Genomic DNA, 26,305 nt, shown 5'->3' with positions numbered 1-26,305 from the left:
TTAACAATACGCTTTTCCAGAGAGCCACTCTTAACAATGCCCTAACCTGATGCAGTGTTCGGAATCAGGTGACGTAGAATGCCAGGCTCTTAGGCCTTTAGAGGTTGTTATGCTATATATTTTTCGTTTAATTATTACTGTTATTTACTGCATTTTGGTCTGTATTTTCGGTTGCATATACTGTCTGTTCAGCCCAAGAAATCCAAAACACGTTGCGACGTTCGGCCATATGTTTGGTCGCCTGGCTCCCCTGTATGGCCTGAAGGTCGAGTGTCGCATGCCGCCTGACGCGAAGAACTATGGTAATGCTATCTATATTTGTAACCACCAGAATAACTATGACATGGTTACCGCAGCGAATATCGTTCAGCCACCGACGGTCACAGTAGGTAAAAAAAGCCTGTTGTGGATCCCTTTCTTCGGACAACTGTACTGGCTCACCGGTAATCTGTTGATCGACAGAAATAACCGCGCCAAAGCGCACAGCACTATTGCGGCGGTGGTGAACCACTTTAAAAAGCGTCGTATCTCTATCTGGATGTTCCCTGAAGGAACGCGTAGCCGCGGTCGCGGTCTGCTGCCGTTTAAAACCGGTGCGTTCCATGCGGCAATTGCTGCGGGTGTCCCGGTTATCCCTGTTTGCGTTTCAACGACCTCTAATAAGATCAAATTGAACCGACTCAATAATGGGCTGGCGATTGTAGAGATGCTGCCGCCAGTGGATATCAGTCATTTTGGTAAAGATCAGGTTCGTGAACTGGCAGCGCATTGCCGCACGCTGATGGAACAAAAAATCGCAGAACTCGATAAAGAAGTTGCTGAGCGGGAAGCTGCCGGTAAGGTTTGATTCGCTCATTTCGGGTTTGTTACAGGAAATGATTTCCTGCGTGTTAATCGCCAGTTTTTCATGGAGCTTATATGTCATTCAGTCGGCGTCAGTTCATTCAGGCATCGGGGATCGCACTGTGTGCAGGTGCTGTTCCGCTGAAGGCTAATGCTGCCGGTCAGCAACAACCGCTACCTGTTCCCCCCCTGCTGGAGTCCCGTCGGGGACAGCCGCTATTTATGACGCTGCAACGTGCGCACTGGTCGTTTACGCCGGGCACGCGCGCACCCGTCTGGGGTGTTAACGGGCGCTACCTGGGGCCGACAATCCGCGTCTGGAAAGGTGATGACGTCAAGCTTATCTACAGCAACCGTCTGACAGAAAATGTCTCAATGACCGTTGCCGGATTACAGGTCCCGGGTCCTCTTATGGGGGGGCCGGCGCGTATGATGTCGCCTAATGCGGACTGGGCGCCCGTGCTGCCGATTCGCCAGAGTGCTGCAACCTTGTGGTATCACGCCAACACGCCAAATCGCACTGCCCAGCAGGTCTATAACGGCCTTGCCGGGATGTGGCTGGTTGAAGATGAAGTGAGTAAATCACTGCCGATCCCTAACCACTATGGCGTGGATGATTTTCCAGTCATTATTCAGGATAAGCGTCTGGATAACTTCGGTACGCCAGAATATAGCGAACCGGGCAGTGGGGGGTTTGTGGGGGATACTCTTCTGGTCAACGGGGCGCAAAGTCCGTATGTCGAAGTGTCCCGCGGCTGGGTGCGTTTGCGTTTGCTGAATGCCTCAAATTCGCGTCGTTATTTGCTGAAAATGAGCGATGGTCGTGCGCTGCATGTTATCTCAGGCGATCAGGGGTTTTTACCCGCGCCGGTTTCGGTGAAGCAGCTATCGTTGGCGCCAGGCGAGCGTCGTGAGATTCTGGTCGATATGACCAACGGTGATGAAGTTTCGATTACCTGCGGCGAGGCGGCCAGTATTGTCGACAGGATCCGTGGTTTCTTTGAACCTTCCAGTATCCTGATCTCCACGCTGGTACTGACTCTGCGACCAACCGGCCTTCTGCCGCTGGTAACGGATAGCCTGCCAATGCGTCTGTTACCCACCGAAATTTTGAGCGGCTCGCCGATTCGCAGCCGTGATATTAGCCTTGATGACGATCCCGGAATCAATGGCCAACTGTGGGATGTCAATCGCATGGATATCACGGCGCAGCAGGGATCCTGGGAGCGCTGGACGGTGCGTGCAGATATGCCGCAGTCGTTCCATATTGAAGGCGTCTCTTTCCTGATCCGTAATGTGAATGGCGCGATGCCGTTCCCGGAAGACCGTGGCTGGAAAGATACCGTCTGGGTTGATGGGCAAGTGGAGTTGCTGGTCTATTATGGGCAGCCTTCCTGGGCGCATTTCCCGTTCTACTTCAACAGCCAGACGCTGGAAATGGCAGACCGTGGTTCTATTGGCCAGATGCTGGTGAATCCGGCACCGTAATAGATATTCCTGTGCCGGGTGGCGGCTTCGCCTAACCCGGCCTGGACCGTGCGAAAGCACAGGAACGGTCAGCGTAGCACCAGCAGAGATGAAATTTAACATCCTTACAATACTCCTTCATTTCCCCTGTTGATCCAGCGTATAATCCCCGGCCTTTGATTATTTTTTTACCATTTTTTTGGAAGCATTATGAGTGCAATATCCCTGATCCAACCGGACAGAGACCTTTTCTCCTGGCCGCAGTACTGGGCCGCCTGCTTTGGGCCGGCACCATTTTTGCCGATGTCACGCGACGAAATGGATCAACTTGGCTGGGATAGCTGCGACATCATTCTGGTTACCGGCGATGCGTACGTCGATCACCCGAGCTTCGGCATGGCTATTTGCGGCCGTATGCTGGAAGCGCAGGGCTTTCGCGTGGGGATCATCGCCCAACCGGAGTGGAACAGCAAAGATGACTTTATGCGTCTGGGCAAACCTAACCTGTTCTTCGGCGTAACCGCAGGCAACATGGACTCGATGATCAACCGTTATACCGCCGATCGCCGACTGCGCCATGACGATGCCTATACGCCGGACAACGTGGCGGGTAAACGCCCGGACCGTGCGACGTTGGTTTATACCCAGCGCTGTAAAGAAGCCTGGAAAGATGTGCCGGTTATTCTCGGCGGTATTGAAGCCAGCCTGCGCCGTACTGCGCATTACGATTACTGGTCAGATACCGTACGCCGTTCCGTGCTGGTGGATTCAAAAGCTGACATGCTGATGTTTGGTAACGGCGAACGTCCATTGGTGGAAGTCGCACACCGTCTGGCGATGGGCGAAACCATTGATCAGATCCGCGACGTGCGTAATACCGCGATTATGGTTAAAGAAGCGCTGCCGGGCTGGAGCGGGGTGGATTCCACACGTCTGGATATGCCCGGGAAAATTGACCCTATCCCCCATCCGTATGGCGAAGACTTGCCGTGTGCTGATAACAAACCGGTCGCACCGAAAAAACAAGAAGCGAAAGCGGTAACCGTACAGCCGCCGCGTCCGAAGCCGTGGGAAAAAACCTACGTACTGTTACCGTCTTTCGAGAAAGTTAAGAGCGACAAAGTTCTGTACGCCCATGCGTCGCGTATTCTGCATCACGAAACGAACCCAGGATGCGCGCGTGCACTGATGCAAAAGCATGGCGATCGCTATATTTGGGTTAACCCGCCAGCGATCCCGTTGTCGACTGAAGAAATGGACAGCGTCTTTGCACTGCCGTACAAGCGCGTACCGCATCCGGCGTACGGTAACAGCCGTATTCCCGCCTATGAGATGATCCGTTTCTCGATCAATATCATGCGTGGCTGTTTTGGTGGTTGCTCGTTCTGTTCGATCACCGAGCACGAAGGGCGCATTATCCAGAGCCGTTCTGAAGATTCGATCATCAATGAGATCGAAGCCATTCGCGATACCGTTCCGGGCTTTACCGGCGTGATTTCCGATCTCGGCGGTCCAACTGCAAACATGTATATGCTGCGCTGTAAGTCTCCGCGTGCAGAACAGACCTGTCGTCGTCTGTCCTGCGTTTACCCGGATATCTGCCCGCATATGGATACTAACCACGAACCGACGATTAATCTCTACCGCCGCGCGCGTGATCTGAAAGGCATTAAAAAGATCCTTATCGCATCCGGGGTGCGTTATGACATCGCCGTGGAGGACCCGCGCTATATTAAAGAGTTGGCAACTCACCATGTGGGTGGCTACCTGAAGATTGCGCCGGAGCATACAGAAGAAGGCCCATTGTCGAAGATGATGAAGCCGGGTATGGGCAGCTACGACCGCTTTAAAGAGTTATTCGATACTTACTCTAAACAGGCCGGTAAAGAGCAGTACCTGATCCCCTATTTTATCTCTGCGCACCCGGGTACGCGTGATGAGGATATGGTGAATCTGGCTCTGTGGCTGAAACAGCGTCGTTTCCGTCTGGATCAAGTGCAGAACTTCTACCCATCACCGCTGGCAAACTCTACAACCATGTATTACACCGGGAAAAACCCGTTGGGCAAAATTGGTTATAAGAGTGAAGATGTGGTAGTGCCAAGAGGTGATAAACAGCGCCGTCTGCATAAAGCACTGCTGCGTTACCATGATCCTGCTAACTGGCCGTTAATCCGTCAGGCGCTGGAAGATATGGGGAAAAAGCATCTGATTGGCGGTCGTCGCGAATGTCTGGTTCCGGCCCCGACGCTGGAAGAGATGCGTGAAGCACGTCGTCAGAACCGCCATACCCGTCCGGCACTGACCAAGCATACGCCAGTCGCGCACCAGCGTCAGACACCTGCGGCGAATAAAAAACGCGGGAAAGTCGCGGGGCGCTAATCTGTCTTGCCCGGTAGTGAAATGCTTACCGGGCCAGACAGACCGTAGGCCGGATAAGGTGCTCGCACCGCCATCCGGCAGACATGCTCAGTATTTATGCTTCGCGAATTCTGGCCGCTAATGCGGCCAGTTTTTCATCGTCAGCCCGTTCGTGGTCATGTGACGACAGATACCCTTCATACTGCTCGAAAAATTTAGTCTGCCGGGACTCAATCGGTTTCCAGTGCGTCAAATCACCTGTGCCATGCATAGGGCTGAGCTTACTGTGCACATGATCCACGCCAAACCCTTCGAAAAACATCCCCGTACGACTGACATCCGGGAAAGCCTTATCCAGTTTTTTCGCCACCTTTTGGGTCGCCAGCATCAGGTCTGCCAGCGCCTGTGGCGGCATATCAAATGCATAGCTTGGGTAGTGCTTTTTCGGGATCACCACGGTAAAACCGTCGGTGTTTGGGAAAATCGACAGAAAGGCCAGGTGATGCTCGTCTTCCCAGACTTTATGGCAGGGCGCTTTACCTTCAACAATTTGACAGAAAATACAGGTCATTCCTTTTCTCCGTAGATAAGACGTTTCGTCAGGACGCAGTGAGTTTAGTACAGACCCAGCATCTTCCACCACATCAGCCCTACAGTGATAAAGACGGCTTGATTGAACAGGCTGATGATGAATCCTGTTCGCCACCAGACTCCCGTCGGTACGTACCCGGCACCAAACAGAATCGGCCCGCGAGCGTGAGTGTACTGAGTGAGGGAACAGTACAGGCTGCTGGTGAAGGCCAGCATCAACGCCGTAGGGGCAGCGGGAATGTTCAAATGCAGGCCGACGCCGAGGAAAACGGCATACAGCGCCGCAATCTGCGCATTACCGCTGGCAAAAAAGTAGTGGGTATAAAAGTACGCGGCGTTGAGCAGCAGCAGGACAACCACCCAACTGGTCCCATGCATAGTACTGCTCAGGCTATCGCCAATCAGGTTGCCAAACCAGGAGGTAAAACCCAGTTTTTTCAGCTGGTTTGCCATCATCAATAGTGCGGCAAACCAGATCAGTGTATCCCATGCACCTTTCTCGCTTTTGACATCTTCCCAGCTCAGAACGCCGCTGAGCAGCAAGATGGATAAACCAACAAATGAGGCAGTGGTGGCGTCGACGCCCAGCGTATCACCAAAAATCCACAGTACCAGCAGGACGCCGACGGTCGCCAGCATCAGCCATTCCCCGCGTGACATACGACCCATTTCCGCCAGTTCTTTACGCGCCAGATTAGGGGCATCCGGCGTGTGTTTAATTTCCGGGCGCACAATCCAGTAGACCAGTAATGGAACCAGCAGTAAGGAAACCAGGCAAGGCAGCAGCGCCGCCATAAACCAGCTGCCCCAGGTCAGAGTGACCCCCGCATTGGCCGCCAGCTTCACTGCCAACAGGTTGCCGGTATATCCGGTCATAAAGAGCGCGGCGGTGACGTCGTTGACGTTGCCAATACAGGTGATAAGAAAGGTGCCGATTTTACTGCGGGATTCATCTTCCGGGTTCGAGTGGAAACTGCGCGCCAGGGAGTCGGCAATGGGATAGATGACGCCGCCGCAGCGGGCCGTGTTGCTTGGCATTGCGGGGGAAAGTATCAGGTCCGCAAACGCCAGTCCGTAGGCGAGTCCCAGCGTGCGCTTGCCGAGCAGGCGGATCATCTGCAGCGCAATACGTCGTCCGAGGCCCGTTTTGATAAACCCGCGGGCAATCATAAAGGCGACGACAATCAGCCAGATCAGAGAACTGTTCAGTTCGCTCAGTGCGGTGGTAATAGCGCCGCTGGCGGTTTTATCCCCGGCAGCATAAGCGAGGGCAAAAACGGTAATACCGATAATGCCGACTGCGCCAATAGGCAGAACTTTTGCCACGATAGAAGCAATGGTAGCAACGAAAATAATGGCTGAATGCCAGGCTGGCGCACTTAACCCACTGGGTGGTGTAAGCTGCCAGAGCCCGGCAGAAATAAATAGTATAAGAATCAATGGGAGCCATTTGACGCCTTGCTGTGTTTTTTCCGCCATGGTCACGCACCTATAGATATTTGTGATGTGTTCATTAAATCAATATTATTACTGAATAATTAGTAAGTTATATTGCGTAATGCTGCACGTGGATGTGCCATAAATACATCAATAGTTGCGCGTTTATTGTTTCTTAATATTTCGACAGGAGAAAAGCCCGACGGGAATGCCGGGCTGGAGAGGAGAGATTAACCGCCGAACTGATCCGGGTCAGGGCCAAGGCGTTTACCTTGATCGAGTTTTGCTATTTCACCGAGTTCATCTTTGTCCAGGCGGAAGTCCCAGACATTGAAGTTCTCGGCGATACGGGCAGGGGTGACGGATTTCGGGATCACCACCAGGCCGCTATCCAGATGCCAGCGAATGACGACCTGCGCCGGTGATTTGCCATATTTTTCAGCGAGGTCGCGAATGATCTTTTGATCAAATACGTCTTTGCCGCCCTGCGCCAGCGGGCTCCAGGATTCGGTCTGGATTTTATGTGTGGCGTTCCAGGCGTGCAGCTGGCGCTGTTGCATCAGTGGATGCAGTTCTATCTGGTTAATCACCGGCGGGACACCTGTTTCATCCATCAGGCGCTGGAGATGATTGATCTGAAAGTTGCACACGCCGATGCTCTTAATCAGCCCCTCTTTTTGCAGGTCGATCATGTTTTCCCACGCTTCAACGTAGTGATCGATCGCCGGAACAGGCCAGTGCATCAGGTAGAGATCGAGGTAATCGAGCTGGAGTTTCTCCATGCTTTCGAGCAACGCTTCCCGTGGGCGTTTCTGATCATCATTCCACAGCTTGGTGGTAATGAATAACTCTTCGCGCGGTACGCCAGCATCGCGTATTGCTTTGCCGACACCTTCTTCGTTTTTGTACGCCGCAGCGGTATCAATTGAGCGATACCCTACTTCCAGCGCTTTATGAATGGCGGTGATGACTTCTTCGTTGCTTGCCTTCCAGACCCCCAGGCCCAGTTGCGGCATGACGTTACCATCCTGTAGTTTGATAATGGTTGGAGTGGTCATAATTCCTCCCCTTAATGACTGTCACCGGAACATACTCCGGTGACATAGGTGTGACTTAAGCCTGGTATAAATAGCCAAAAACGAAAGTCGGAGGTTAAAAAACCTTAGCGGGCAGCTTCGTAAATCCGGCGGCTGACGTCCAGCGTAATGTCCTGATGTTCACCCAGTTTCGTGCCGCCATGCGCTTGCAGTTTTTCCAGCAGTGCCGGGATGGAGCTGCCATCCAGATCGTAGTCAGACAGGCGAGTCGGTACACCCATTTGTTCGAAGAATTGACGGGTGGCGGCAATCGCGGCATCAATGCGCTGGTCTTCGGAGCCTTCGGTGATATTCCAGATGCGTTCTGCGTATTGCAGCAGTTTGGCACGCTTGGTATCGCGTTTTTCATTCCAAAGCGCTGGCAGAACAATGGCCAGTGTCTGAGCGTGGTCAAGTCCGTGCATTGCCGTCAGTTCGTGACCCAGCATATGGGTTGCCCAGTCCTGCGGTACGCCTGCGCCGATCAGTCCGTTCAGCGCCTGAGTGGCTGCCCACATGACGTTCGCACGCACATTGTAGTTTTCCGGCTCCTGCAATGCTTTCGGACCGTCTTCTATCAGCGTCAGCAGAATGCCTTCGGCGAAGCGATCCTGAATTTTCCCGTCTACCGGATAAGTCACGTATTGTTCTACGGTATGAACAAAAGCATCTACCACGCCGTTGGCAACCTGACGTGGCGGCAGAGTATAGGTGTAAACCGGATCGAGTACAGCGAATACCGGCTGGACAAACGGGGTCATGAAGGCCAGTTTGTCGCCAGTCGTTTTGCGCGAAATTACCGCGCCAGAGTTAGATTCGGAGCCAGTTGCCGGCAGAGTTAATACGGAGCCCATTGGAACGGCGCTTTGTACGTCGTTACCGCGTGTTTCCAGAATGCGCCATGGGTCAACACCGTCAGCGTAATGTGCTGCTGCGGCGATGAATTTTGTGCCATCCAGAACAGAACCGCCGCCTACCGCCAGCAGGAATGTCACCTTCTCATCACGCACGATTTTTACCGCGTTCATCAGCGTTTCATAAGACGGGTTCGGCTCAATACCGCCAAATTCCAGCACGTCCAGGCCTTTCAGTGCATCCTGAACCTGTGCCAGAACGCCGGTTTTTTTCACGCTACCACCGCCGTAGGTAATCAGTACGCGAGCATCCTGTGGGATTTGGTCGCGCAGTTCTGCAATCGCGCCTTTACCAAACAGAATGCGGGTTGGGGTATGGAGATTAAAGTTGTTCATTGCTCGTTACCTTGTGTGGGTAAAAAAGAGGGTAGGCGAGTGCCTGCCTGATGGTGAACATTGTGGTCGTCAGAAGCGTTCCTCTCAATGCTCATTTCTGCCAATGTCTTGCCCATTTCTACAGACTACTGGAGAAAATGGATAAAATTCCGCACTATATCAGGGTTGAAAATCAATGATGAAATGGTGCCCTATGAACCGTGATGAGATCTGTCTCCTGCTGACAGATAAAATTAAGCAGCTGAAAAATAATGAAAATAAATTAAATGATCTGCTGCCTGATATTCGCTTACTGTACGGCTCTGAACCTGGGGTGCGCACACCAGTGATGTATCAGCCTGGCATTATATTTCTCTTTTCAGGATATAAAATTGGTTATATCAACGAGCGTGTCTTTCGCTATGATGCCAACGAATACTTACTGCTCACAGTACCTTTACCCTTTGAATGTGAAACGTATGCGACACCGGACGTTCCGTTGGCTGGTATCCGCCTGAACGTCGATATCCTGCAATTGCAGGAATTGCTGATGGATATTGGTGAGGATGAGCTGTTCCAGCCTGCAATGGCGGCAAGCGGGATCAATTCGGCGACGCTATCCGATGAAATTCTCTGTGCTGCGGAACGCCTGCTGGATGTGATGGAGCGGCCATTGGATGCACGTATTCTGGGAAAACAGATTATTCGTGAGATCCTCTACCACGTACTGACCGGGCCGCGTGGTGGCGCGTTATTGGCGCTGGTCAGTCGCCAGACGCATTTCAGTTTGATAAGCCGTGTGCTGAAGCGAATTGAAACCAAGTACACCGAAAATCTCAATGTTGAGCAATTGGCGGCAGAGGCCAATATGAGCGTGTCGGCGTTCCATCATAATTTTAAATCGGTGACCAGTACTTCACCGTTGCAGTATCTGAAGAGCTATCGATTGCATAAAGCGCGGATGATGATGATTCATGACGGGATGAAAGCCAGCGCGGCGGCCATGCGCGTAGGTTATGAGAGTGCATCGCAGTTTAGTCGGGAGTTCAAACGTTACTTTGGCGTCACGCCAGGAGAAGATGCAGCCAGAATTCGGATGATGCAGGGGGGGTGATTTCTTGTCGGCCTTAACGCTGCGCGCCATCAACGAAATGCCGGAGTGACTCCGGCATACGGCTAATACTCAGGCGCTACAGTATTTTTTTTTAATCACCACGAACAGCGTTCCCAGCAGACCTGCGGTTAACAGGGCAACAGGCAGGATCATTAAAAAGGTCATCACCTGATCTTCGTGGCGTTTAACAAACGGGATCATGCTGAGCGCATAGCCGAAACTGGTGACCACAGTGACCCACAGCAGCCCGCTCAGCCAGTTAAAAAACTGGAAGCGACGGTTAGGCAGCCCTGAAATCCCCGCCATGGTTGGCAGTAAGGTACGTACAAACGCCAGGAAACGTCCGGCGAGTAGTGCCATCAACCCGTGTTGGTCAAACATACAGGTAGCACGCTGATGATATTTTTCAGGTAATTGTGCCAGCCAGCCTTTTACCGTCCGCGTGTTGCCCAGCCAGCGCCCCTGAATGTAGCTCAGCCAGCAACCGAGACTGGCAGCGGCAGTCAGAATCGCTATGGTAGGTAAAAAACTCATCACGTCCTGAGCAATCAGCGCTCCTGCCAGTAATAGCAGGCTGTCACCGGGCAAAAAGGAGGCGGGCAGCAGGCCATTTTCTAAAAACAGTGTGGCGAACATCACGAAGTACACCACGCTCACGACGTGTGGGTCCGCCAGCGCGGCAAAATCGTGTTGCCAAAGCGCAGAGATAATATCTTGAATGACTACCATGGACTTTCCTGTGGAACAGCGTTTATAAGTGGATTGTACTCCTGAATTGTCCGGGATGCCTTGATCCCGGACGCAACAATTGCAGACTTTTCCACCAGAAGTGTCTGCATATATGTCCATCTGCGGCAATGTTACTCGATTCGGGCAAATCCTGCGGCTAAATCGGCAATCAGATCGTCAACATTCTCTAAACCGATATGCAAACGGATGAGCGTTCCGCTGAAGTCCACTTTGCCTTGCGGACGGATTGCCGCGATATGTTCCGGTTGGTTAGCCAGAATCAGTGATTCAAAACCGCCCCAGGAATAGGCCATGCTGAACAGGCTGAAGTGATCCAGGTACGCAGACAGTTCTTCATTATTTAGCTTCTTATTCAGAACAAATGAGAACAGACCGCTGCTACCGGTAAAGTCGCGTTTCCAGAACTCGTGTCCCTTGCTGCCGGGAAGTGCCGGGTGATTCACGCGGGCAACCTGCGGATGGTCAGCCAGCCACTCGGCGACTTTTAAACTGCTTTCATGGTGTTGGCGCAGGCGAACGCTTAACGTCCGCAATCCACGGCTGGTCATATAGGCGGTATCGGCGTCCAGCATTTGTCCCATCAGATAGGCGTTTTCACGCAGTTGATCCCAGCAACGGGCATTGGATACCGCTGTCCCAACCATGCCGTCAGAATGACCAATCAGATATTTCGTCCCTGCCTGAATTGAGATATCGATACCGAAATCCAGCGCGTTGAACAACACGCCCGCAGCCCAGGTGTTATCAATCATGATGATCGCGTCAGGCACTACGCTTCTGACGGCGGCAACAATGGCTGGAACATCATGAACTTCCATGGTGACAGAACCTGGAGATTCAAGAAAAACGACTTTAGTGTTCGGCTGTATATGCTTCACAATATCCGCGCCAATCAGCGGATCGAACCAGCCGGTTGTCACGCCAAGCTTGCCCAGCACCTTAGTGCAAAAATCCTGGCTGGGTTCATAGGCGGTGTTGGTCATCAGCACATGATCGCCTTGTTCAACAAAGGCAAGGATGGTGTTGGCAACGGCTGCTGCACCGCAGGGGAACAGGGCGCAACCGGCCCCGCCTTCCAGTTCACACATCGCTTCCTGCAGTGAGAAATGCGTCAGCGTGCCGCGACGGCCATAGAAAAGGGCACCGTTTGCGCGGTTATGCGTCGCCTGTTTTTTCGCCTCAACGGTGTCGAATACCAGTGAAGACGCGCGCTGGATCACGCTATTTACCGAACCCAGCGTGTATTTTTTACTACGCCCGGCGTGAACGAGTTTGGTCTCAAGCTGCTTATCTGCCATGTTGTATTACCTATTTTTATACGTCTGGATGTCTAAACTAGCATGAATCTCATCTGCCGCGTCCTGCAGAACAGCCATAAAGTACAAAATATTCTCAAATCGATTTCTGGTGACTTTTTTACTGCGTGAGCGCAAGGAAAAGAAACCAAAGGTGCGGCACTATGTAAATAGTAATGAGAACGACTATCAATTCGACGTCGTTTTGATATGATTACGCTCAGATTTTGTGATTTGCGTCCTGGAGATACAGAGTGGGTAATAATTTGATGCAGACGGACCTTTCCGTCTGGGGTATGTATCAGCACGCCGATATCGTGGTTAAGTGCGTGATGATTGGGCTGATTTTGGCGTCAGTGGTCACCTGGGCTATCTTCTTTAGTAAGAGCCTTGAGTTCTTTACGCAGAAGCGCCGTCTTAAGCGTGAACAGCAAATGCTGGCAGATGCCCGCTCTTTAGATCAGGCAAGTGAGATTGCCGCTGGATTCGATGGCAAAAGCCTGGGCGCTCTGTTGATTAACGAAGCACAGAACGAGCTGGAACTGTCAGCAGGCAGTGATGACAACGAAGGGATCAAAGAGCGTACCGGTTTCCGTCTGGAACGTCGCGTTGCCGCCGTTGGCCGTCAGATGGGGCGGGGTAATGGATACCTGGCAACCATCGGGGCTATCTCTCCATTTGTCGGGTTGTTTGGTACAGTATGGGGCATCATGAATAGCTTCATCGGTATCGCACAAACCCAAACCACCAACCTGGCTGTTGTTGCTCCAGGTATTGCAGAAGCACTGTTAGCAACCGCGATCGGTCTGGTCGCGGCAATCCCTGCTGTTGTTATCTACAACATTTTTGCTCGTCAGATCGGCAGCTATAAAGCGATGCTGGGCGATGTCGCGGCGCAGGTACTGTTGCTGCAAAGTCGTGACCTGGACCTGAGTGCAAGCGCGTCTGCACACCCGGTACGTGCTGCGCAGAAATTACGTGTAGGATAATGTTCCATGGCAATGAGCTTTAATGAAAACCTGGACGATAACGGTGAAATGCATGACATCAACGTGACGCCGTTTATCGACGTCATGCTGGTATTGTTGATCATCTTTATGGTGGCAGCGCCACTGGCAACCGTGGATGTGAAGGTCAATCTCCCTGCATCCACCAGTACGCCGCAACCGCGTCCGGAAAAACCGGTTTACCTGTCAGTAAAAGCCGATAACACCATGTTTATTGGTAACGATCAGGTCACCGATGAGACGATGATTAACGAGTTAAACGCGCTAACTGAAGGCAAGAAAGACACCACCATCTTCTTCCGGGCAGATAAAACCGTCGACTACGAAACTATGATGAAGGTTATGGATACGTTGCACCAGGCGGGTTACCTGAAGATTGGTTTGGTCGGTGAAGAGACCGTGAAAGCCAAATAATCCTTGTTGCCGGGTACAGGTTTGACCTTACCCGGCAAGCTTCTCCTGATATCACTCCTCTGCAAGTCTTTTGCCTTATCTGTTCTCGTCCAACGCCACCGTAGTGATTTTTGTGGGCTCGTAGTTCCCATCGGATAGCTTACGGGTCAGGCGCAGTGTGGCAGTTTCACGTGCAAGCAGATGCTGGTATGTGCTTTCCAGACGGGCCATTATTTTGTCCCGCAATTCTGGTTGCTGAGCGATGATGGCCTCGATAGTGGCACCGTAAATCTCTTCTTTGGCTTGCAGTGCGTAGATTTCATGACGATTTTGCCATTTCATCCGCACCAGTGCGGCGGGTATAGAAACCATCTCTTGAGCAAGGCTTTCCAGCGTCGTGTTTTTATTGGCTATCAACACAGACAGATTTTGTTTTAAGACAAACTCATCGCTTTTGTGGTTATCTAAAGCCAAATAAACATTATTATCTTCAACATCTTTCATTTTATTTCTCTTCCAGAGAATAAAAAATAGGATCGTTGGTTTCGCGAGTAATTAAATTAAGCCAAATTTTGTTGCCTTGTTCATTTATCATGGTTGTTTTTTTGGCCAAAATTTTACTTAATTCCTGGGCATTAATGTCGCCTTCCGCCTGTAATGAATTGAGCAGACGAGTAAATGACTCAATTTTTGCGGCGCGGAAAAGGCGCTCTTTTAAATGACGATCGCACTCTTCAAATAACATATTCCGGGACTGGCCGGTAGCTGCGGAGCTAATCAAAATTTCTGATTCGTAATCACTTAGTTTTATCTTTCCCTGAGTCAAATTTTCACTATTTTCTGTGGTATTTGTATTGTTCGGGGTTGCGGATAAATGAAAACGAGAGGGAACAAGATGCTCGGGAAGCATGTTGAAATATCCTTTGCTGCCAATAATATGATGTTTTTAATAAGGTAGGCCGCGTTGACAATAGCATGGGGTAATTTTAAAATCAAAAAAAATGGAGCCCGCTATGAACAGTATATTTTATTCTGTTATTACCCTGCTATTGCTTACCTGCGGGGTACTTTTGCTAATGCGTAGTGCAAATAGAAACCGTTATGCAGAAGATGTTAACGCACAGCGCCAGCCGGAAATGCTAAGTAAAGAAGAGGGAGAAGATCATTTTTCTGCCCTGATGAATTCGATTACTCCGGTATGGTATTGGCGAGTCAATCACGAATATATTGATTTTATCCACTCCACAGTCAAGAGGATGACAATGGTGGAGCTGAATGAAACGCCCGGGCTCTTTGACGCGCAGCGGCGCTGTAGCGATCTTAACTCTGCGGTTTATAAGTATTATGACAATATTAAAAAGCGCTGCCTCAGCGGGGAGAAAGTCCCGCACGCCGATCTGGATGTGCTTAACTTGCGGCAGTGCTTCAGGGAGTTCAGCCTGGAAGCCTATCCTGCACTTGTCGCACTGGTATGGCCGGAATACCAGCGTCCGTTGATTAAAGAGGACGAGGTGTGAGGCGAGATTTACTTGCCCACTCTCATCAGCAGGCCATTAAGGCCGGGTAGGACTACACCCGGCGTAATGTTCAGATCGTTATTTGTCTGATGAGGCCTGCCACAGATTGAGCTTGCCGTCCGCGACATGTTTATCAATCTGTGCCAGTTCTTCGGCGCTGAATGTCAGGTTTGCCAGTGCCTGAACGTTCTCTTCCAACTGCTCAGGTCGGCTGGCACCAATTAATACCGATGTGACCCGGTTATCTTTTAGTAGCCAGCTTAACGCCATTTGCGCCATCGACTGCCCACGTTGTTGGGCCATCTCATTGAGCAAACGCAGACTGTTAAGATTTGCTTCCGTCAGCATATTTTCCGTCAGCCCACGGACTTTTTTCCCTTCACGCTGCATGCGGGAACCATCAGGAATACCGTTGAGGTATTTCCCTGTCAGGAGCCCCTGCGCCAACGGGGTGAAGGCAATACAGCCCATTCCGTTGGATTCCAGCGTATCCAACAATCCGCTGCTGTCTACCCAGCGGTTAAGCAGGTTGTAGGATGGCTGGTGGATAAGCAGCGGAATTTTCCATTCCCGCAGCAGTTCGGCCATCTTCTGCGTGCGCTCTGGCGAATAAGATGAGATACCGACATACAGTGCTTTGCCACTTTGCACAGCATGGGCCAGCGCGGAAGCGGTCTCTTCCATTGGCGTATTTTCATCAACGCGGTGCGAATAGAAGATATCGACGTAGTCGAGACCCATGCGCTTGAGGCTCTGGTCGAGGCTGGCCAGCAGATACTTGCGTGAGCCGCCAGAACCGTAAGGCCCCGGCCACATGTCGTAACCCGCTTTGGTCGAGATGATCAATTCATCACGATATTGTGCAAAATCCTCGCGCAGCAATCGACCAAAATTCTCTTCAGCACTGCCCGGAGGTGGCCCGTAGTTATTGGCTAAATCAAAATGAGTGATCCCTAAATCAAATGCTTTTCGCAGCAGTGCTCGTTGTGAATCCAGAGCGTGAACGTGTCCAAAACTGTGCCATAAACCCAGCGACAGCGCGGGCAGGCGCAAGCCGCTGCGCCCACAGTAGCGATAGAGCATTTGCTCATAACGTTCAGGATTGGCAAACCAGGCCATGAGATCTCCTTAGTGCAGGTGAATTTCAAAACAACGTTTCTATTCTAGCGGGTTCGTGGTGAATATCCCGTTCACCAGGTCACATTGGGATGAAAAACTGGGCAAAAAAAGACCGCTGTGCTTTGCTTAAAAAAACATCACTCAGGAGTGCGACCATGCCGCGTCTGACTGCTAAAGACTTTCCGCAGGAGTTACTCGATTACTATGACTATTACGCCCATGGCAAAATTACGAAACGCGAGTTTCTGAATCTGGCGGCGAAATATGCGGTAGGTGGCATGACGGCACTGGCGCTATTCAATTTGCTGAAACCGAACTATGCCCTGGCAACGCAGGTAGAATTTACCGATCCCGATATTCTGGCAGAATACATTACCTATCCATCGCCTGATGGGCATGGTGATGTGCGAGGTTATCTGGTGAAACCCGCGAAGGTGACGGGGAAGGTTCCGGCGGTGGTAGTGGTACATGAGAATCGTGGGCTGAATCCGTATATTGAGGATGTAGCACGGCGGGTGGCGAAGGCGGGTTATATTGCACTGGCACCCGATGGATTAAGTTCACTGGGCGGTTATCCCGGCAATGATGATAAAGGCCGGGAATTACAGCAGCAGGTTGATCCCGTTAAGCTGATGAATGATTTTTTTGCCGCTATTGAGTTTATGCAGCGTTATTCGATGGCGACAGGAAAGGTGGGGATCACCGGATTTTGCTACGGTGGTGGTGTGGCGAATGCAGCGGCTGTTGCTTTCCCTGAACTGGCATGTGCGGTGCCCTTTTATGGTCGTCAGGTTCCTGCTTCTGATGTCCCTAAAATTAATGCGCCTTTATTATTACACTATGCAGAACTAGACACACGAATTAATGAAGGCTGGCCCGCTTATGAAGCTGCACTCAAAGTGAATAAGAAAATCTATCAAGCATATATCTATCCCGGTGTTAATCATGGTTTTCATAACGATTCGACACCCCGTTATGATAAAGCAGCTGCTGATTTAGCCTGGGAACGCACTCTTGCCTGGTTTGATAAATATTTGTTATGAAAAACAACGCATTACTTACAGCTTTAGGTTAATTATCTGAATAATAATGCTACCTAATTTCATTAACATTCATATTGATATGACCAGCAGGGATAATAGATAGACTTAAAAAAGTAAAAAAATAAAGAACGTATTATATCTTCTTCATTGCCTGCCGATAACAAGGGGAAGTATCGCCTGATGGCGAATTCCTCATCAATGGCAAGGAAATTATTATGTATTTGCTGAAAAACTTCACTATTCGTATTGTCATGCTGGCGATACTGGGACTTTTTTGCCTGCTCTGGTCGGGCGTGGGTTTATTCAGTCTTCATGCTTTATCAAAAATATCAGAAGGCAACGATATTGACCGTCATCTTGTCAAACAGATGACGGTACTGAGTCAGGGGAACGATCAGTACTTTCGCTTTGTGACACGCCTGAGCCGTGCTGTGGATGTCAAAATTGGTGGTGAAATGCCTGATTTTGCACCTGCCCAGCAATCGCTGGATAATCTGAGCCAAAAGCTCCAGGAGATGAAAACATTGTCTCCAGGACCGATGGACCCGGAAATTTCAGCAGCAGTGCTGGCCAAGTGGCAAGCTTTGCTGGATAAAGGCGTGATACCGCAAATGCAGCTGGCGCAGCAGGGCTCGCTTACGGCGTTTTCGGAACATGCCAGCACGATTACGCCCGCACTGAGCCGTGAATTTGGTGCCAGCGCTGAGCTGTTTAATACCACCGCCGGAAAGAGACTTGATGCGACGCGTATCATGGTAGACGGTAAAACGTCGATCATTCGGACACTGATTATTACTGCCGTTATCCTCGGGATTGCCCTCCTGTTCTTCACCGATCGTTACCTCGTTACCATGATGGTGAAACCTCTCGGTCGCATTCGCTTGCAGTTCCGCCAGATTGCCCAGGGCGATCTCAGCCATCCAATTGAAGATTTTGGGCGTAACTGCGTGGGCCAACTGGTCCCTTTATTGTGCGCAATGCAGGACAGCCTGCGTGAAGCCGTAAGTACGATTCGTTCAGGCAGTGACAACATCTGGCGAGGCGCTACGGAAATTTCTACCGGCAATAATGATCTCTCTTCCCGTACTGAGGAGCAGGCCGCGGCGCTGGAAGAGACCGCTGCCAGCATGGAGCAACTGACTGCTACGGTAAAACTTAACGCCGAAAATGCGCGTGAGGCCAGCCAGCTTGCCGATACCGCAACAGAAACGGCAGGTAAAGGAAGCACCCTGGTTTCTGAAGTGGTCGACACCATGGACGGTATTGCTGCCAGTTCTAAACAGATCGCAGAAATTACCTCTGTCATTAATAGCATTGCTTTCCAGACCAACATTCTGGCGCTCAACGCCGCCGTTGAAGCGGCCAGGGCTGGTGAACAGGGACGTGGTTTTGCCGTGGTAGCAGGGGAAGTACGTAATCTCGCCAGCCGTAGCGCCGGTGCGGCAAAAGAGATTGAGACATTAATCGGTGAATCGTCGCGTCGTGTCGAACAGGGCGCTCGTCTGGTTAAAGAGACGGGATTAACCATGGAAGCGATTCTGCGCGGTGCCACCGAAGTGACCGTTATCATGAAACAAATTGCCTCAGCCTCGGAAGAGCAGAATAAGGGCATCTCGCAGGTTAGTGTTGCGATCACGCAGATGGACAGCGTAACGCAACAGAATGCTGCATTGGTAGAGCAAGTCTCCGCCGCTGCAGTAGCGCTGGAACGGCAAACGGAAGAGCTGCAACGCTCGGTGCAACAGTTCCGCCTGTCTGCGAATGATGTGCAATACGCCGCTGCCAATACCGCTTCCCCTTCCGCAGAAAGCAGAACCTCTGCAGCACCTAAAACGGACGAGTGGGTGTCCTTTTAATCTGGCACAAAAAAGTGCGTGATACCTCTGGCCTTTGCTTAAAAAATCGCTATATAATTTGTTATATAGCGATTGGAGGTTATGCATGGACAACCATTTTGGAAAGGGCCTGATGGCCGGATTGAACGCCTCAAGTGCGGACAGTGCTCGTTCAGTGGCGAATTTTTGTTCAGATTATAAACGCGGTTTTGTTCTGGGTTTTTCACATCGAATGTTTGAAAAAACGGGTGACCGACAGCTCAGCGCATGGGAAGCGGGGATCCTGACGCGTCGTTACGGGCTGGATAAAGAGATGGTGATGGATTTCTTCAAAGAGAACCAGTCGAGTACAACAATTCGGTTTTTCATGGCCGGCTATCGGCTCGAAGCTTGATCCAAAAGGGGTATTATCTTGCTTTAATTAATTACACTATTGACCTACGCCTTCGTTTTGTTGCTCCGCCGAAGTATTATAATGCACATAACCATATAAAAAGTGTGGTAATGGCGCGCCGATCGCAATATGCAACATGCGAATGGTGCAAAATAAAAGCCAGGTCTTCGCAACGGAATAACAATAAAATGACTGGAGATAATTCTCTCATCAATTCGAACGGCATCAATCGCCGTGATTTCATGAAGCTTTGTGCAGCACTGGCCGCTACCATGGGGCTCAGTAGCAAAGCCGCCGCAGAAATGGCCGAATCAGTTTCTCGTCCTCAGCGCCCGCCGGTTATCTGGATTGGTGCTCAGGAGTGTACGGGTTGTACTGAATCGCTGCTTCGTGCGACACACCCTACAGTGGAAAACCTCGTTCTGGAGACTATCTCTCTTGAATATCATGAGGTGCTCTCTGCCGCCTTTGGCCACCAGGTCGAAGAGAACAAACATAACGCTCTGGAGAAGTACAAAGGGCAATATGTTCTGGTGGTAGATGGTTCTATACCACTAAAAGATAATGGTATTTATTGCATGGTTGCCGGTGAGCCAATTGTGGATCACATCCGCAGAGCGGCCGAAGGTGCAGCAGCTATCATCGCTATCGGCTCTTGTGCCGCATGGGGTGGTGTGGCTGCCGCTGGCGTGAACCCAACGGGTGCAGTCGGCTTGCAAGAAGTTCTGCCAGGCAAAACCATCATCAACATCCCAGGCTGTCCGCCTAACCCGCATAACTTCCTCGCCACGGTCGCGCATATCATCACTTACGGTAAGCCGCCGAAGCTGGATACCAAAAACCGTCCGACATTCGCCTATGGCCGTTTGATTCACGAACACTGCGAACGTCGCCCGCACTTTGATGCCGGTCGTTTTGCTAAAGAGTTCGGCGATGAAGGCCATCGTGAAGGTTGGTGCCTCTATCATCTGGGCTGTAAAGGGCCAGAAACGTACGGCAACTGCTCAACATTGCAATTCTGCGACGTTGGCGGCGTGTGGCCGGTGGCTATTGGTCATCCTTGCTACGGCTGTAACGAAGAAGGCGTCGGTTTCCATAAAGGCATTCACCAACTCGCCCATGTGGAAAACCAAACCCCGCGTTCAGAGAAGCCTGATGTCAACATGAAAGAAGGCGGCAACATTTCAGCTGGGGCTATTGGGCTGCTTGGCGGCGTAGTAGGACTGGTTGCCGGTGTCAGCGTGATGGCGGTACGTGAACTGGGGCGTCAGCAGAAGAAAGATAACGCTGACTCACGGGGAGAATAACCGTGAACAGACGTAACTTTATTAAAGCAGCCTCCAGCGGGGCATTGCTGTTGGGCGCCGCGCCGTCCATCAGCCATGCGGCTGCAGAAAACCGTCCGCCGATCCCGGGTTCTCTTGGGATGCTCTATGATTCGACGCTGTGCGTAGGCTGCCAGGCCTGCGTCACCAAGTGTCAGGATATCAACTTCCCGACGCGTAACCCGGAAGGCGAGCAAACCTGGTCGAACAACGACAAATTGTCACCGTACACCAACAACATCATCCAGGTGTGGCGTAGCGGAACAGGCGTTAACAAAGACCAGGAAGAAAATGGTTACGCATACATTAAGAAACAGTGCATGCACTGTGTCGATCCAAACTGCGTCTCCGTTTGCCCGGTTTCCGCGCTGAAGAAAGACCCGAAAACCGGCATCGTCCACTATGACAAAGATGTCTGCACGGGCTGTCGTTACTGCATGGTCGCCTGTCCGTACAACGTCCCTAAATACGACTACAACAACCCATTTGGTGCGCTTCATAAATGTGAACTGTGTAACCAGAAAGGCGTTGAACGTCTGGACAAAGGTGGCTTACCGGGATGTGTTGAAGTGTGTCCTGCCGGTGCAGTGATTTTTGGTACCCGTGAAGAGCTGATGGCTGAGGCGAAAAAACGTCTCGCACTGAAGCCTGGCAGCGAATACCACTATCCGCGTCAGACAGTGAACGCTGGTGATACTTATTTGCATACGGTACCGAAGTACTATCCGCACCTGTACGGTGAAAAGGAAGGCGGTGGTACGCAGGTTATGGTGCTGACGGGTGTTCCTTACGAGGATTTGGATCTGCCAAAACTGGATGACCTTTCAACCGGTGCGCGTTCCGAACATGTTCAACATTCCCTGTACAAGGGCATGATTTTACCCCTGGCTGCGCTGGCGGGCTTAACCGTGCTGGTTCGTCGTAACACGAAAAACGACCATCACGATGGAGGAGACGATCATGAGTCATGATCCTAAACCGCTGGGCGGAAAAATAATCAGCAAACCGGTCATTATTTTTGGGCCGCTTATCGTCCTGTGTATGCTCCTGATCGTGAAACGTCTGGTCTTCGGATTGGGTTCAGTCTCCGATCTGAACGGCGGTTTCCCGTGGGGCGTATGGATCGCATTTGACCTGTTGATTGGTACTGGCTTTGCGTGCGGCGGTTGGGCGCTGGCGTGGGCGGTGTATGTTTTCAACAGAGGACAATACCATCCACTGGTACGTCCGGCGTTGCTGGCAAGCCTGTTTGGTTACTCGCTGGGTGGTTTGTCGATCACCATTGACGTCGGTCGTTACTGGAACCTGCCGTACTTCTACATTCCGGGTCACTTCAACGTGAACTCGGTACTGTTTGAAACGGCGGTCTGTATGACCATCTATATCGGTATCATGGCGCTGGAATTTGCTCCGGCTCTGTTTGAACGTCTGGGGTGGAAAGTTTCTCTCAAGCGTTTGAATAAAGTGATGTTCTTTATTATTGCCCTCGGCGCGCTGCTGCCGACCATGCACCAGTCTTCAATGGGTTCATTGATGATTTCTGCGGGCTATAAAGTACATCCGCTCTGGCAAGCTTATGAAATGTTGCCGCTTTTCTCGGTATTAACCGCCTTTATAATGGGCTTCTCGATCGTCATTTTTGAAGGCTCACTGGTACAAGCGGGTCTGAAAGGTAACGGTCCGGACGAGAAAAGTCTGTTCATTAAGCTGACGAACACCATCAGCGTGCTGCTGGCGATTTTCGTGGTCCTGCGCTTTGGCGAGTTGATCTACCGCGACAAGCTGTCGTATGCGTTTGCAGGCGATCTTTACTCCGTGATGTTCTGGATTGAAGTCGTGCTGATGGTCTTCCCGCTGGTGGTGCTGCGCGTCACTAAGCTGCGCAATGACTCGCGCATGCTGTATCTGTCTGCGCTGAGCGCATTGCTGGGTTGTGCGACATGGCGTCTGTCCTACTCGCTGGTGGCGTTCAATCCTGGTGGTGGCTACCACTACTTCCCGACCTGGGAAGAGCTGTTGATTTCTATTGGTTTTGTGGCTATTGAGATTTGTGCATACATCGTACTCATTCGTCTACTGCCGATACTTCCTCCTTTAAAACAAAACGATCAAAATCGTCATGAGGCGAGCAAAGCATGAGCCAGAGAATTACTATTGATCCGGTAACCCGTATTGAGGGTCATTTACGCATCGACTGCGAAATCGAAAATGGCGTGGTATCTAAAGCATGGGCTTCCGGTACCATGTGGCGCGGCATGGAAGAGATCGTGAAAAACCGCGATCCGCGCGATGCCTGGATGATTGTGCAGCGTATTTGTGGTGTTTGCACCACGACTCACGCTATCTCTTCCGTTCGTGCAGCTGAAAGCGCGCTGAATATTGATGTTCCGGTAAATGCACAGTATATCCGTAACATCATTCTGGCCGCGCACACCACGCATGACCATATTGTTCACTTCTATCAGCTGTCTGCGCTGGACTGGGTGGATATCACTTCTGCGCTGAAAGCCGATCCAGCGAAAGCATCTGCCATGCTGAACGGCGTGTCCTCCTGGCACCTGAACAGCGCAGAAGAGTTCACCAAGGTTCAGAACAAGATCAAAGACCTTGTTGCCAGCGGTCAGTTAGGTATTTTTGCCAACGGTTGCTGGGGTCACCCGGCAATGCAGCTGCCGCCGGAAGTGAACCTGATTGCGGTCGCTCACTATCTGCAGGCGCTGGAATGCCAGCGTGATGCCAACCGCGTTGTGGCGCTGTTGGGCGGTAAAACGCCGCACATCCAGAACCTGGCAGTAGGTGGGGTTGCTAACCCGATTAACCTCGACGGTCTTGGCGTGCTGAACCTTGAGCGTCTGATGTACATCAAGTCATTCATTGATAAGCTGAGCGACTTCGTTGAGCAGGTTTACAAGGTAGATACCGCGGTTATTGCGGCATTCTATCCTGAGTGGCTGGAACGTGGTCAGGGTGCGGTTAACTATCTGAGCGCGCCGGAATTTCCGACTGACGGTAAAAACGGCAGCTTCCTGTTCCCGGGTGGTTACATTACTAATGAAGATCTGTCGACCTATCGTCCGATCACCTCTCACTCCGATGAGTATCTGATCAAAGGGATTCAGGAGAGTGCGAAACACGCGTGGTACAAAGACGAAGCGCCGCAGGCTCCGTGGGAAGGCACAACGGTTCCTGATTACACCGGTTGGTCAGATGACGGCAAGTACTCCTGGGTTAAAGCGCCGACCTTCTACGGGAAAACGGTTGAAGTGGGTCCGCTGGCTAACATGCTGTGTAAACTGGCGGCCAAACGCGAGTCTACCCATGCCAAGCTGAATGAAATCATCGCGATTTACACCAAGCTGACCGGTAAAACTATCGAAGTGTCGCAGCTGCACTCTACGCTGGGTCGTATTATTGGCCGTACCGTTCACTGCTGTGAACTGCAGAACGTTCTGCAGGATCAGTACAACGCGCTGATCGTGAACATCGGTAAAGGCGACCACACCACCTTCGTGAAACCGGATATCCCGGCAACGGGCGAATTCAAAGGTGTCGGTTTCCTCGAAGCGCCGCGCGGTATGCTGTCTCACTGGATGGTGATTAAAGATGGCATTATCAGCAACTACCAGGCGGTTGTTCCGTCAACCTGGAACTCTGGCCCACGTAACTTTAATGATGAAGTGGGACCGTATGAGCGCTCGCTGGTAGGAACGCCGATTGCCGATCCAAACAAACCGCTGGAAGTGGTTCGTACCATTCACTCCTTCGACCCTTGTATGTCATGTGCGGTGCATGTGGTGGACGTTGACGGGAACGAAGTGGTCTCAGTTAAGGTTCTGTAATGCGGATATTAGTCTTAGGGGTCGGCAATATTTTGCTGACCGACGAAGCCATCGGGGTGCGTATCGTTGAGGCATTAGAGCAACGGTACATCCTGCCAGACTTTGTTGATGTTCTGGACGGTGGTACGGCTGGGATGGAGCTTCTCGGCGATATGGCGAACAGAGATCATCTGATCATTGCTGACGCCATTGTGTCGAAGAAAAACACGCCAGGAACGATGATGGTCCTGCGGGATGAAGAGATCCCGGCGCTGTTTACCAACAAAATCTCACCGCACCAGCTTGGCCTGGCCGACGTTTTGTCGGCCCTGCGTTTCACTGGCGAGTTTCCGAAAAAGCTGACGTTAGTCGGCGTTATTCCGGAATCGCTGGAGCCGCATATCGGGCTAACGCCAACGGTCGAAGCGATGATTGAACCTGCGCTTGAGCAGGTTCTTGCCGCGCTGCGCGAGTCTGGCGTTGAAGCTATTCCACGGGAGAAGGCACATGTCTGAGGAGTTCTTAGGCTTTCAGACAGCCCCGAAGCAGCAAATTCAGGCCGCGTTTGAAGAGGTTGCCCGGCGTTCGATGCACGATCTTTCTTTCCTGCATCCGAATATGCCGGTATATGTCTCTGATTTTACGCTGTTTGAAGGACAGTGGACGGGGTGTGTTATCACACCCTGGATGCTCAGCGCGCTGATTTTCCCTGGGCCGGATCAGGTCTGGCCGGTGCGTAAAGTCAGCGAAAAAATCGGGTTGCGTCTGCCGTATGGCGAAATGACCTTTACCGTGGGTGAACTGGAGGGTGTATCGCAATACCTCTCCTGTTCGCTGATGTCGCCGCTTTCGCACAGAATGTCTGCGCAAGAAGGTGTGCGCCTGACTGACGATTGCGCACGAATGCTGTTATCGCTGCCGGTAAGCGATCCAAATGCGCCGCAGCTCAACCGCCGCGCGCTGCTGCTGGGTCGTCGGAACTGCGAAAATGCATGAGCTGTCCCTTTGTCAGAGCGCGGTTGAGATTGTTCAACAGCAGGCAGAGCAGCACGGTGTCAAACGTGTAACCGGCGTTTGGCTGGAAATCGGGGCGCTCTCCTGCGTTGAAGAGAGCGCCGTGCGTTTCAGTTTCGACATCGTCTGTCAGGGGACGCTGGCCCAGGGTTGTGAGCTGCATATTGATTACAAACCCGCCCAGGCGTGGTGCTGGGATTGCAGTCAGGTCGTAGAGATCACCCAGCATGATGCGCAGTGTCCTCTCTGTCAGGGCGATCGTCTGCGGGTAGATGCTGGCGATTCACTGAAAGTGAAAAGTATTGAAGTCGAATAGCCCATAGGTTGCTATGGGGCGGAGTCAGATATGTGTATTGGAGTCCCTGGTCAGGTTCTGGCCGTTGGTGAAGATATTCACCAGCTTGCGCAGGTTGAAGTGTGCGGCATCAAGCGTGATGTCAATATTGCCCTGATATGTGAAGGCGAGCCTGCCGAACTGGTCGGGCAATGGGTGCTGGTGCACGTAGGGTTCGCCATGAGCATCATTGATGAAGATGAAGCTAAATTCACATTGGATGCACTTCGCCGCATGGAGTATGACGTCACCAGCGCTTGATTTTATGCCGGATGGCGGCGCAAACGCCTTATCCGGCCTACGCCAGGGCGTCTTTGTAGGCCTGATAAGACGCCCCGGCGTC

At 51.6% G+C, this 26,305-nt stretch carries 27 protein-coding genes; 18 read left to right on the top strand and 9 right to left on the bottom strand.

The annotated features are described in order from the left end of the window. Nucleotides 1–109 precede the first annotated feature (109 nt). The 3 genes from plsC (at nucleotide 110) to AL515_RS20735 (ending at nucleotide 4,692) form a co-directional block, all read left to right on the top strand. Nucleotides 110–847: a 1-acylglycerol-3-phosphate O-acyltransferase gene (plsC, locus tag AL515_RS20745; RefSeq protein WP_040233973.1), complete on the top strand. Its 738-nt coding sequence runs from the start codon at nucleotides 110–112 to the stop codon at nucleotides 845–847. A gap of 71 nt (nucleotides 848–918) precedes the next feature. Further along, a complete protein-coding gene (ftsP, locus tag AL515_RS20740; protein WP_005123112.1) occupies nucleotides 919–2,331 on the top strand; it encodes a cell division protein FtsP in 1,413 nt (470 codons plus the stop codon). 189 nt (nucleotides 2,332–2,520) lie between these two features. Beyond that, nucleotides 2,521–4,692, top strand: coding sequence for a YgiQ family radical SAM protein (locus AL515_RS20735; protein WP_040233974.1), 2,172 nt, complete (start codon nucleotides 2,521–2,523; stop codon nucleotides 4,690–4,692). Nucleotides 4,693–4,786: 94 nt separating this feature from the next. Here the strand turns inward: AL515_RS20735 and AL515_RS20730 are convergent, their stop codons facing one another. The 4 genes from AL515_RS20730 to yqhD form a co-directional block, all read right to left on the bottom strand. After that, a complete protein-coding gene (locus tag AL515_RS20730) occupies nucleotides 4,787–5,242 on the bottom strand; it encodes an HIT family protein (RefSeq protein ID WP_048213232.1) in 456 nt (151 codons plus the stop codon). A 44-nt stretch (nucleotides 5,243–5,286) separates the two neighbouring features. After that, complete coding sequence (locus tag AL515_RS20725; RefSeq protein ID WP_061068597.1) at nucleotides 5,287–6,741, bottom strand: DASS family sodium-coupled anion symporter; 1,455 nt, start codon at nucleotides 6,739–6,741, stop codon at nucleotides 5,287–5,289. A 188-nt stretch (nucleotides 6,742–6,929) separates the two neighbouring features. After that, entirely contained in the window at nucleotides 6,930–7,757 is an 828-nt protein-coding gene (gene dkgA, locus AL515_RS20720) for a 2,5-didehydrogluconate reductase DkgA (RefSeq protein ID WP_048213230.1), read from the bottom strand. Between the two features lie 104 nt (nucleotides 7,758–7,861). Then, on the bottom strand, nucleotides 7,862–9,025 hold the full coding sequence (gene yqhD / locus AL515_RS20715) for an alcohol dehydrogenase (RefSeq protein WP_061068596.1): 1,164 nt from the start codon (nucleotides 9,023–9,025) through the stop codon (nucleotides 7,862–7,864). Nucleotides 9,026–9,218: 193 nt separating this feature from the next. Here yqhD and AL515_RS20710 point away from each other — a divergent pair, with 193 nt between their 5' ends. Beyond that, on the top strand, nucleotides 9,219–10,118 hold the full coding sequence (locus AL515_RS20710) for an AraC family transcriptional regulator (RefSeq protein WP_048213228.1): 900 nt from the start codon (nucleotides 9,219–9,221) through the stop codon (nucleotides 10,116–10,118). Between the two features lie 69 nt (nucleotides 10,119–10,187). On the opposite strand, the gene yghB is transcribed toward AL515_RS20710, so the two are convergent. Further along, a complete protein-coding gene (gene yghB, locus AL515_RS20705; RefSeq protein WP_048213227.1) occupies nucleotides 10,188–10,847 on the bottom strand; it encodes a DedA family general envelope maintenance protein YghB in 660 nt (219 codons plus the stop codon). Between the two features lie 131 nt (nucleotides 10,848–10,978). Beyond that, on the bottom strand, nucleotides 10,979–12,166 hold the full coding sequence (metC, locus tag AL515_RS20700) for a cystathionine beta-lyase (RefSeq protein WP_061068595.1): 1,188 nt from the start codon (nucleotides 12,164–12,166) through the stop codon (nucleotides 10,979–10,981). A 251-nt stretch (nucleotides 12,167–12,417) separates the two neighbouring features. Between metC and exbB the strand changes: the two genes are divergently transcribed. Both exbB and exbD read left to right on the top strand, forming a co-directional pair. Then, nucleotides 12,418–13,152 carry a tol-pal system-associated acyl-CoA thioesterase gene (exbB, locus tag AL515_RS20690; RefSeq protein ID WP_048213225.1) on the top strand — a complete coding sequence of 245 codons (735 nt, stop codon included), beginning with the start codon at nucleotides 12,418–12,420 and terminating at the stop codon, nucleotides 13,150–13,152. 6 nt (nucleotides 13,153–13,158) lie between these two features. Continuing rightward, nucleotides 13,159–13,584, top strand: a complete 426-nt coding sequence (exbD, locus tag AL515_RS20685; protein WP_048213224.1) for a TonB system transport protein ExbD — start codon at nucleotides 13,159–13,161, stop codon at nucleotides 13,582–13,584. Between the two features lie 75 nt (nucleotides 13,585–13,659). On the opposite strand, the gene AL515_RS20680 is transcribed toward exbD, so the two are convergent. Further along, nucleotides 13,660–14,067 (bottom strand): hypothetical protein, encoded by a 408-nt coding sequence (locus tag AL515_RS20680; protein WP_048213223.1) that lies wholly within the window; start codon nucleotides 14,065–14,067, stop codon nucleotides 13,660–13,662. Between the two features lies 1 nt (nucleotide 14,068). Further along, nucleotides 14,069–14,473, bottom strand: a complete 405-nt coding sequence (locus AL515_RS20675) for a hypothetical protein (protein ID WP_048213222.1) — start codon at nucleotides 14,471–14,473, stop codon at nucleotides 14,069–14,071. Between the two features lie 103 nt (nucleotides 14,474–14,576). Here AL515_RS20675 and AL515_RS20670 point away from each other — a divergent pair, with 103 nt between their 5' ends. Then, complete coding sequence (locus AL515_RS20670; RefSeq protein ID WP_061068594.1) at nucleotides 14,577–15,080, top strand: ESA_00282 family adhesion-associated protein; 504 nt, start codon at nucleotides 14,577–14,579, stop codon at nucleotides 15,078–15,080. A 78-nt stretch (nucleotides 15,081–15,158) separates the two neighbouring features. On the opposite strand, the gene AL515_RS20665 is transcribed toward AL515_RS20670, so the two are convergent. After that, a complete protein-coding gene (locus AL515_RS20665) occupies nucleotides 15,159–16,199 on the bottom strand; it encodes an aldo/keto reductase (RefSeq protein WP_005123138.1) in 1,041 nt (346 codons plus the stop codon). 155 nt (nucleotides 16,200–16,354) lie between these two features. Between AL515_RS20665 and yghX the strand changes: the two genes are divergently transcribed. The 11 genes from yghX (at nucleotide 16,355) to hybG (ending at nucleotide 26,223) form a co-directional block, all read left to right on the top strand. After that, nucleotides 16,355–17,242 (top strand): YghX family hydrolase, encoded by an 888-nt coding sequence (yghX, locus tag AL515_RS20660; protein ID WP_048213220.1) that lies wholly within the window; start codon nucleotides 16,355–16,357, stop codon nucleotides 17,240–17,242. Between the two features lie 215 nt (nucleotides 17,243–17,457). Then, nucleotides 17,458–19,098 carry a methyl-accepting chemotaxis protein gene (locus tag AL515_RS20655; RefSeq protein WP_061068593.1) on the top strand — a complete coding sequence of 547 codons (1,641 nt, stop codon included), beginning with the start codon at nucleotides 17,458–17,460 and terminating at the stop codon, nucleotides 19,096–19,098. 85 nt (nucleotides 19,099–19,183) lie between these two features. Then, nucleotides 19,184–19,471 (top strand): DUF2623 family protein, encoded by a 288-nt coding sequence (locus tag AL515_RS20650; RefSeq protein ID WP_048213218.1) that lies wholly within the window; start codon nucleotides 19,184–19,186, stop codon nucleotides 19,469–19,471. A gap of 188 nt (nucleotides 19,472–19,659) precedes the next feature. Beyond that, nucleotides 19,660–20,778, top strand: a complete 1,119-nt coding sequence (hybO, locus tag AL515_RS20640) for a hydrogenase 2 small subunit (protein ID WP_016154493.1) — start codon at nucleotides 19,660–19,662, stop codon at nucleotides 20,776–20,778. A 2-nt stretch (nucleotides 20,779–20,780) separates the two neighbouring features. Further along, complete coding sequence (hybA, locus tag AL515_RS20635) at nucleotides 20,781–21,767, top strand: hydrogenase 2 operon protein HybA (RefSeq protein ID WP_061068592.1); 987 nt, start codon at nucleotides 20,781–20,783, stop codon at nucleotides 21,765–21,767. Beyond that, a complete protein-coding gene (gene hybB, locus AL515_RS20630; RefSeq protein ID WP_006688074.1) occupies nucleotides 21,757–22,935 on the top strand; it encodes a Ni/Fe-hydrogenase cytochrome b subunit in 1,179 nt (392 codons plus the stop codon). Before hybA ends, hybB begins: the two co-directional genes overlap by 11 nt. Next, nucleotides 22,932–24,635, top strand: coding sequence for a hydrogenase 2 large subunit (hybC, locus tag AL515_RS20625; RefSeq protein ID WP_003024476.1), 1,704 nt, complete (start codon nucleotides 22,932–22,934; stop codon nucleotides 24,633–24,635). The genes hybB and hybC overlap by 4 nt, the downstream gene beginning before the upstream one ends. Beyond that, the gene (locus AL515_RS20620) at nucleotides 24,635–25,129 is read left to right on the top strand and encodes a HyaD/HybD family hydrogenase maturation endopeptidase (RefSeq protein WP_061068591.1); all 495 of its coding nucleotides are present in this window, start codon (nucleotides 24,635–24,637) and stop codon (nucleotides 25,127–25,129) included. The genes hybC and AL515_RS20620 overlap by 1 nt, the downstream gene beginning before the upstream one ends. Further along, nucleotides 25,122–25,610, top strand: coding sequence for a hydrogenase-2 assembly chaperone (gene hybE, locus AL515_RS20615; RefSeq protein WP_061068590.1), 489 nt, complete (start codon nucleotides 25,122–25,124; stop codon nucleotides 25,608–25,610). The genes AL515_RS20620 and hybE overlap by 8 nt, the downstream gene beginning before the upstream one ends. Continuing rightward, a complete protein-coding gene (hypA, locus tag AL515_RS20610; protein ID WP_003828349.1) occupies nucleotides 25,603–25,944 on the top strand; it encodes a hydrogenase maturation nickel metallochaperone HypA in 342 nt (113 codons plus the stop codon). The genes hybE and hypA overlap by 8 nt, the downstream gene beginning before the upstream one ends. A 30-nt stretch (nucleotides 25,945–25,974) precedes the next feature. Next, a complete protein-coding gene (hybG, locus tag AL515_RS20605; RefSeq protein WP_048213216.1) occupies nucleotides 25,975–26,223 on the top strand; it encodes a hydrogenase maturation factor HybG in 249 nt (82 codons plus the stop codon). Nucleotides 26,224–26,305 lie beyond the last annotated feature (82 nt).

The sequence above is a fragment of the Citrobacter sp. FDAARGOS_156 genome, from assembly GCF_001559235.2.
GTDB lineage: Bacteria > Pseudomonadota > Gammaproteobacteria > Enterobacterales > Enterobacteriaceae > Citrobacter > Citrobacter youngae.
This window is presented reverse-complemented; position numbering and strand designations above follow the sequence as displayed.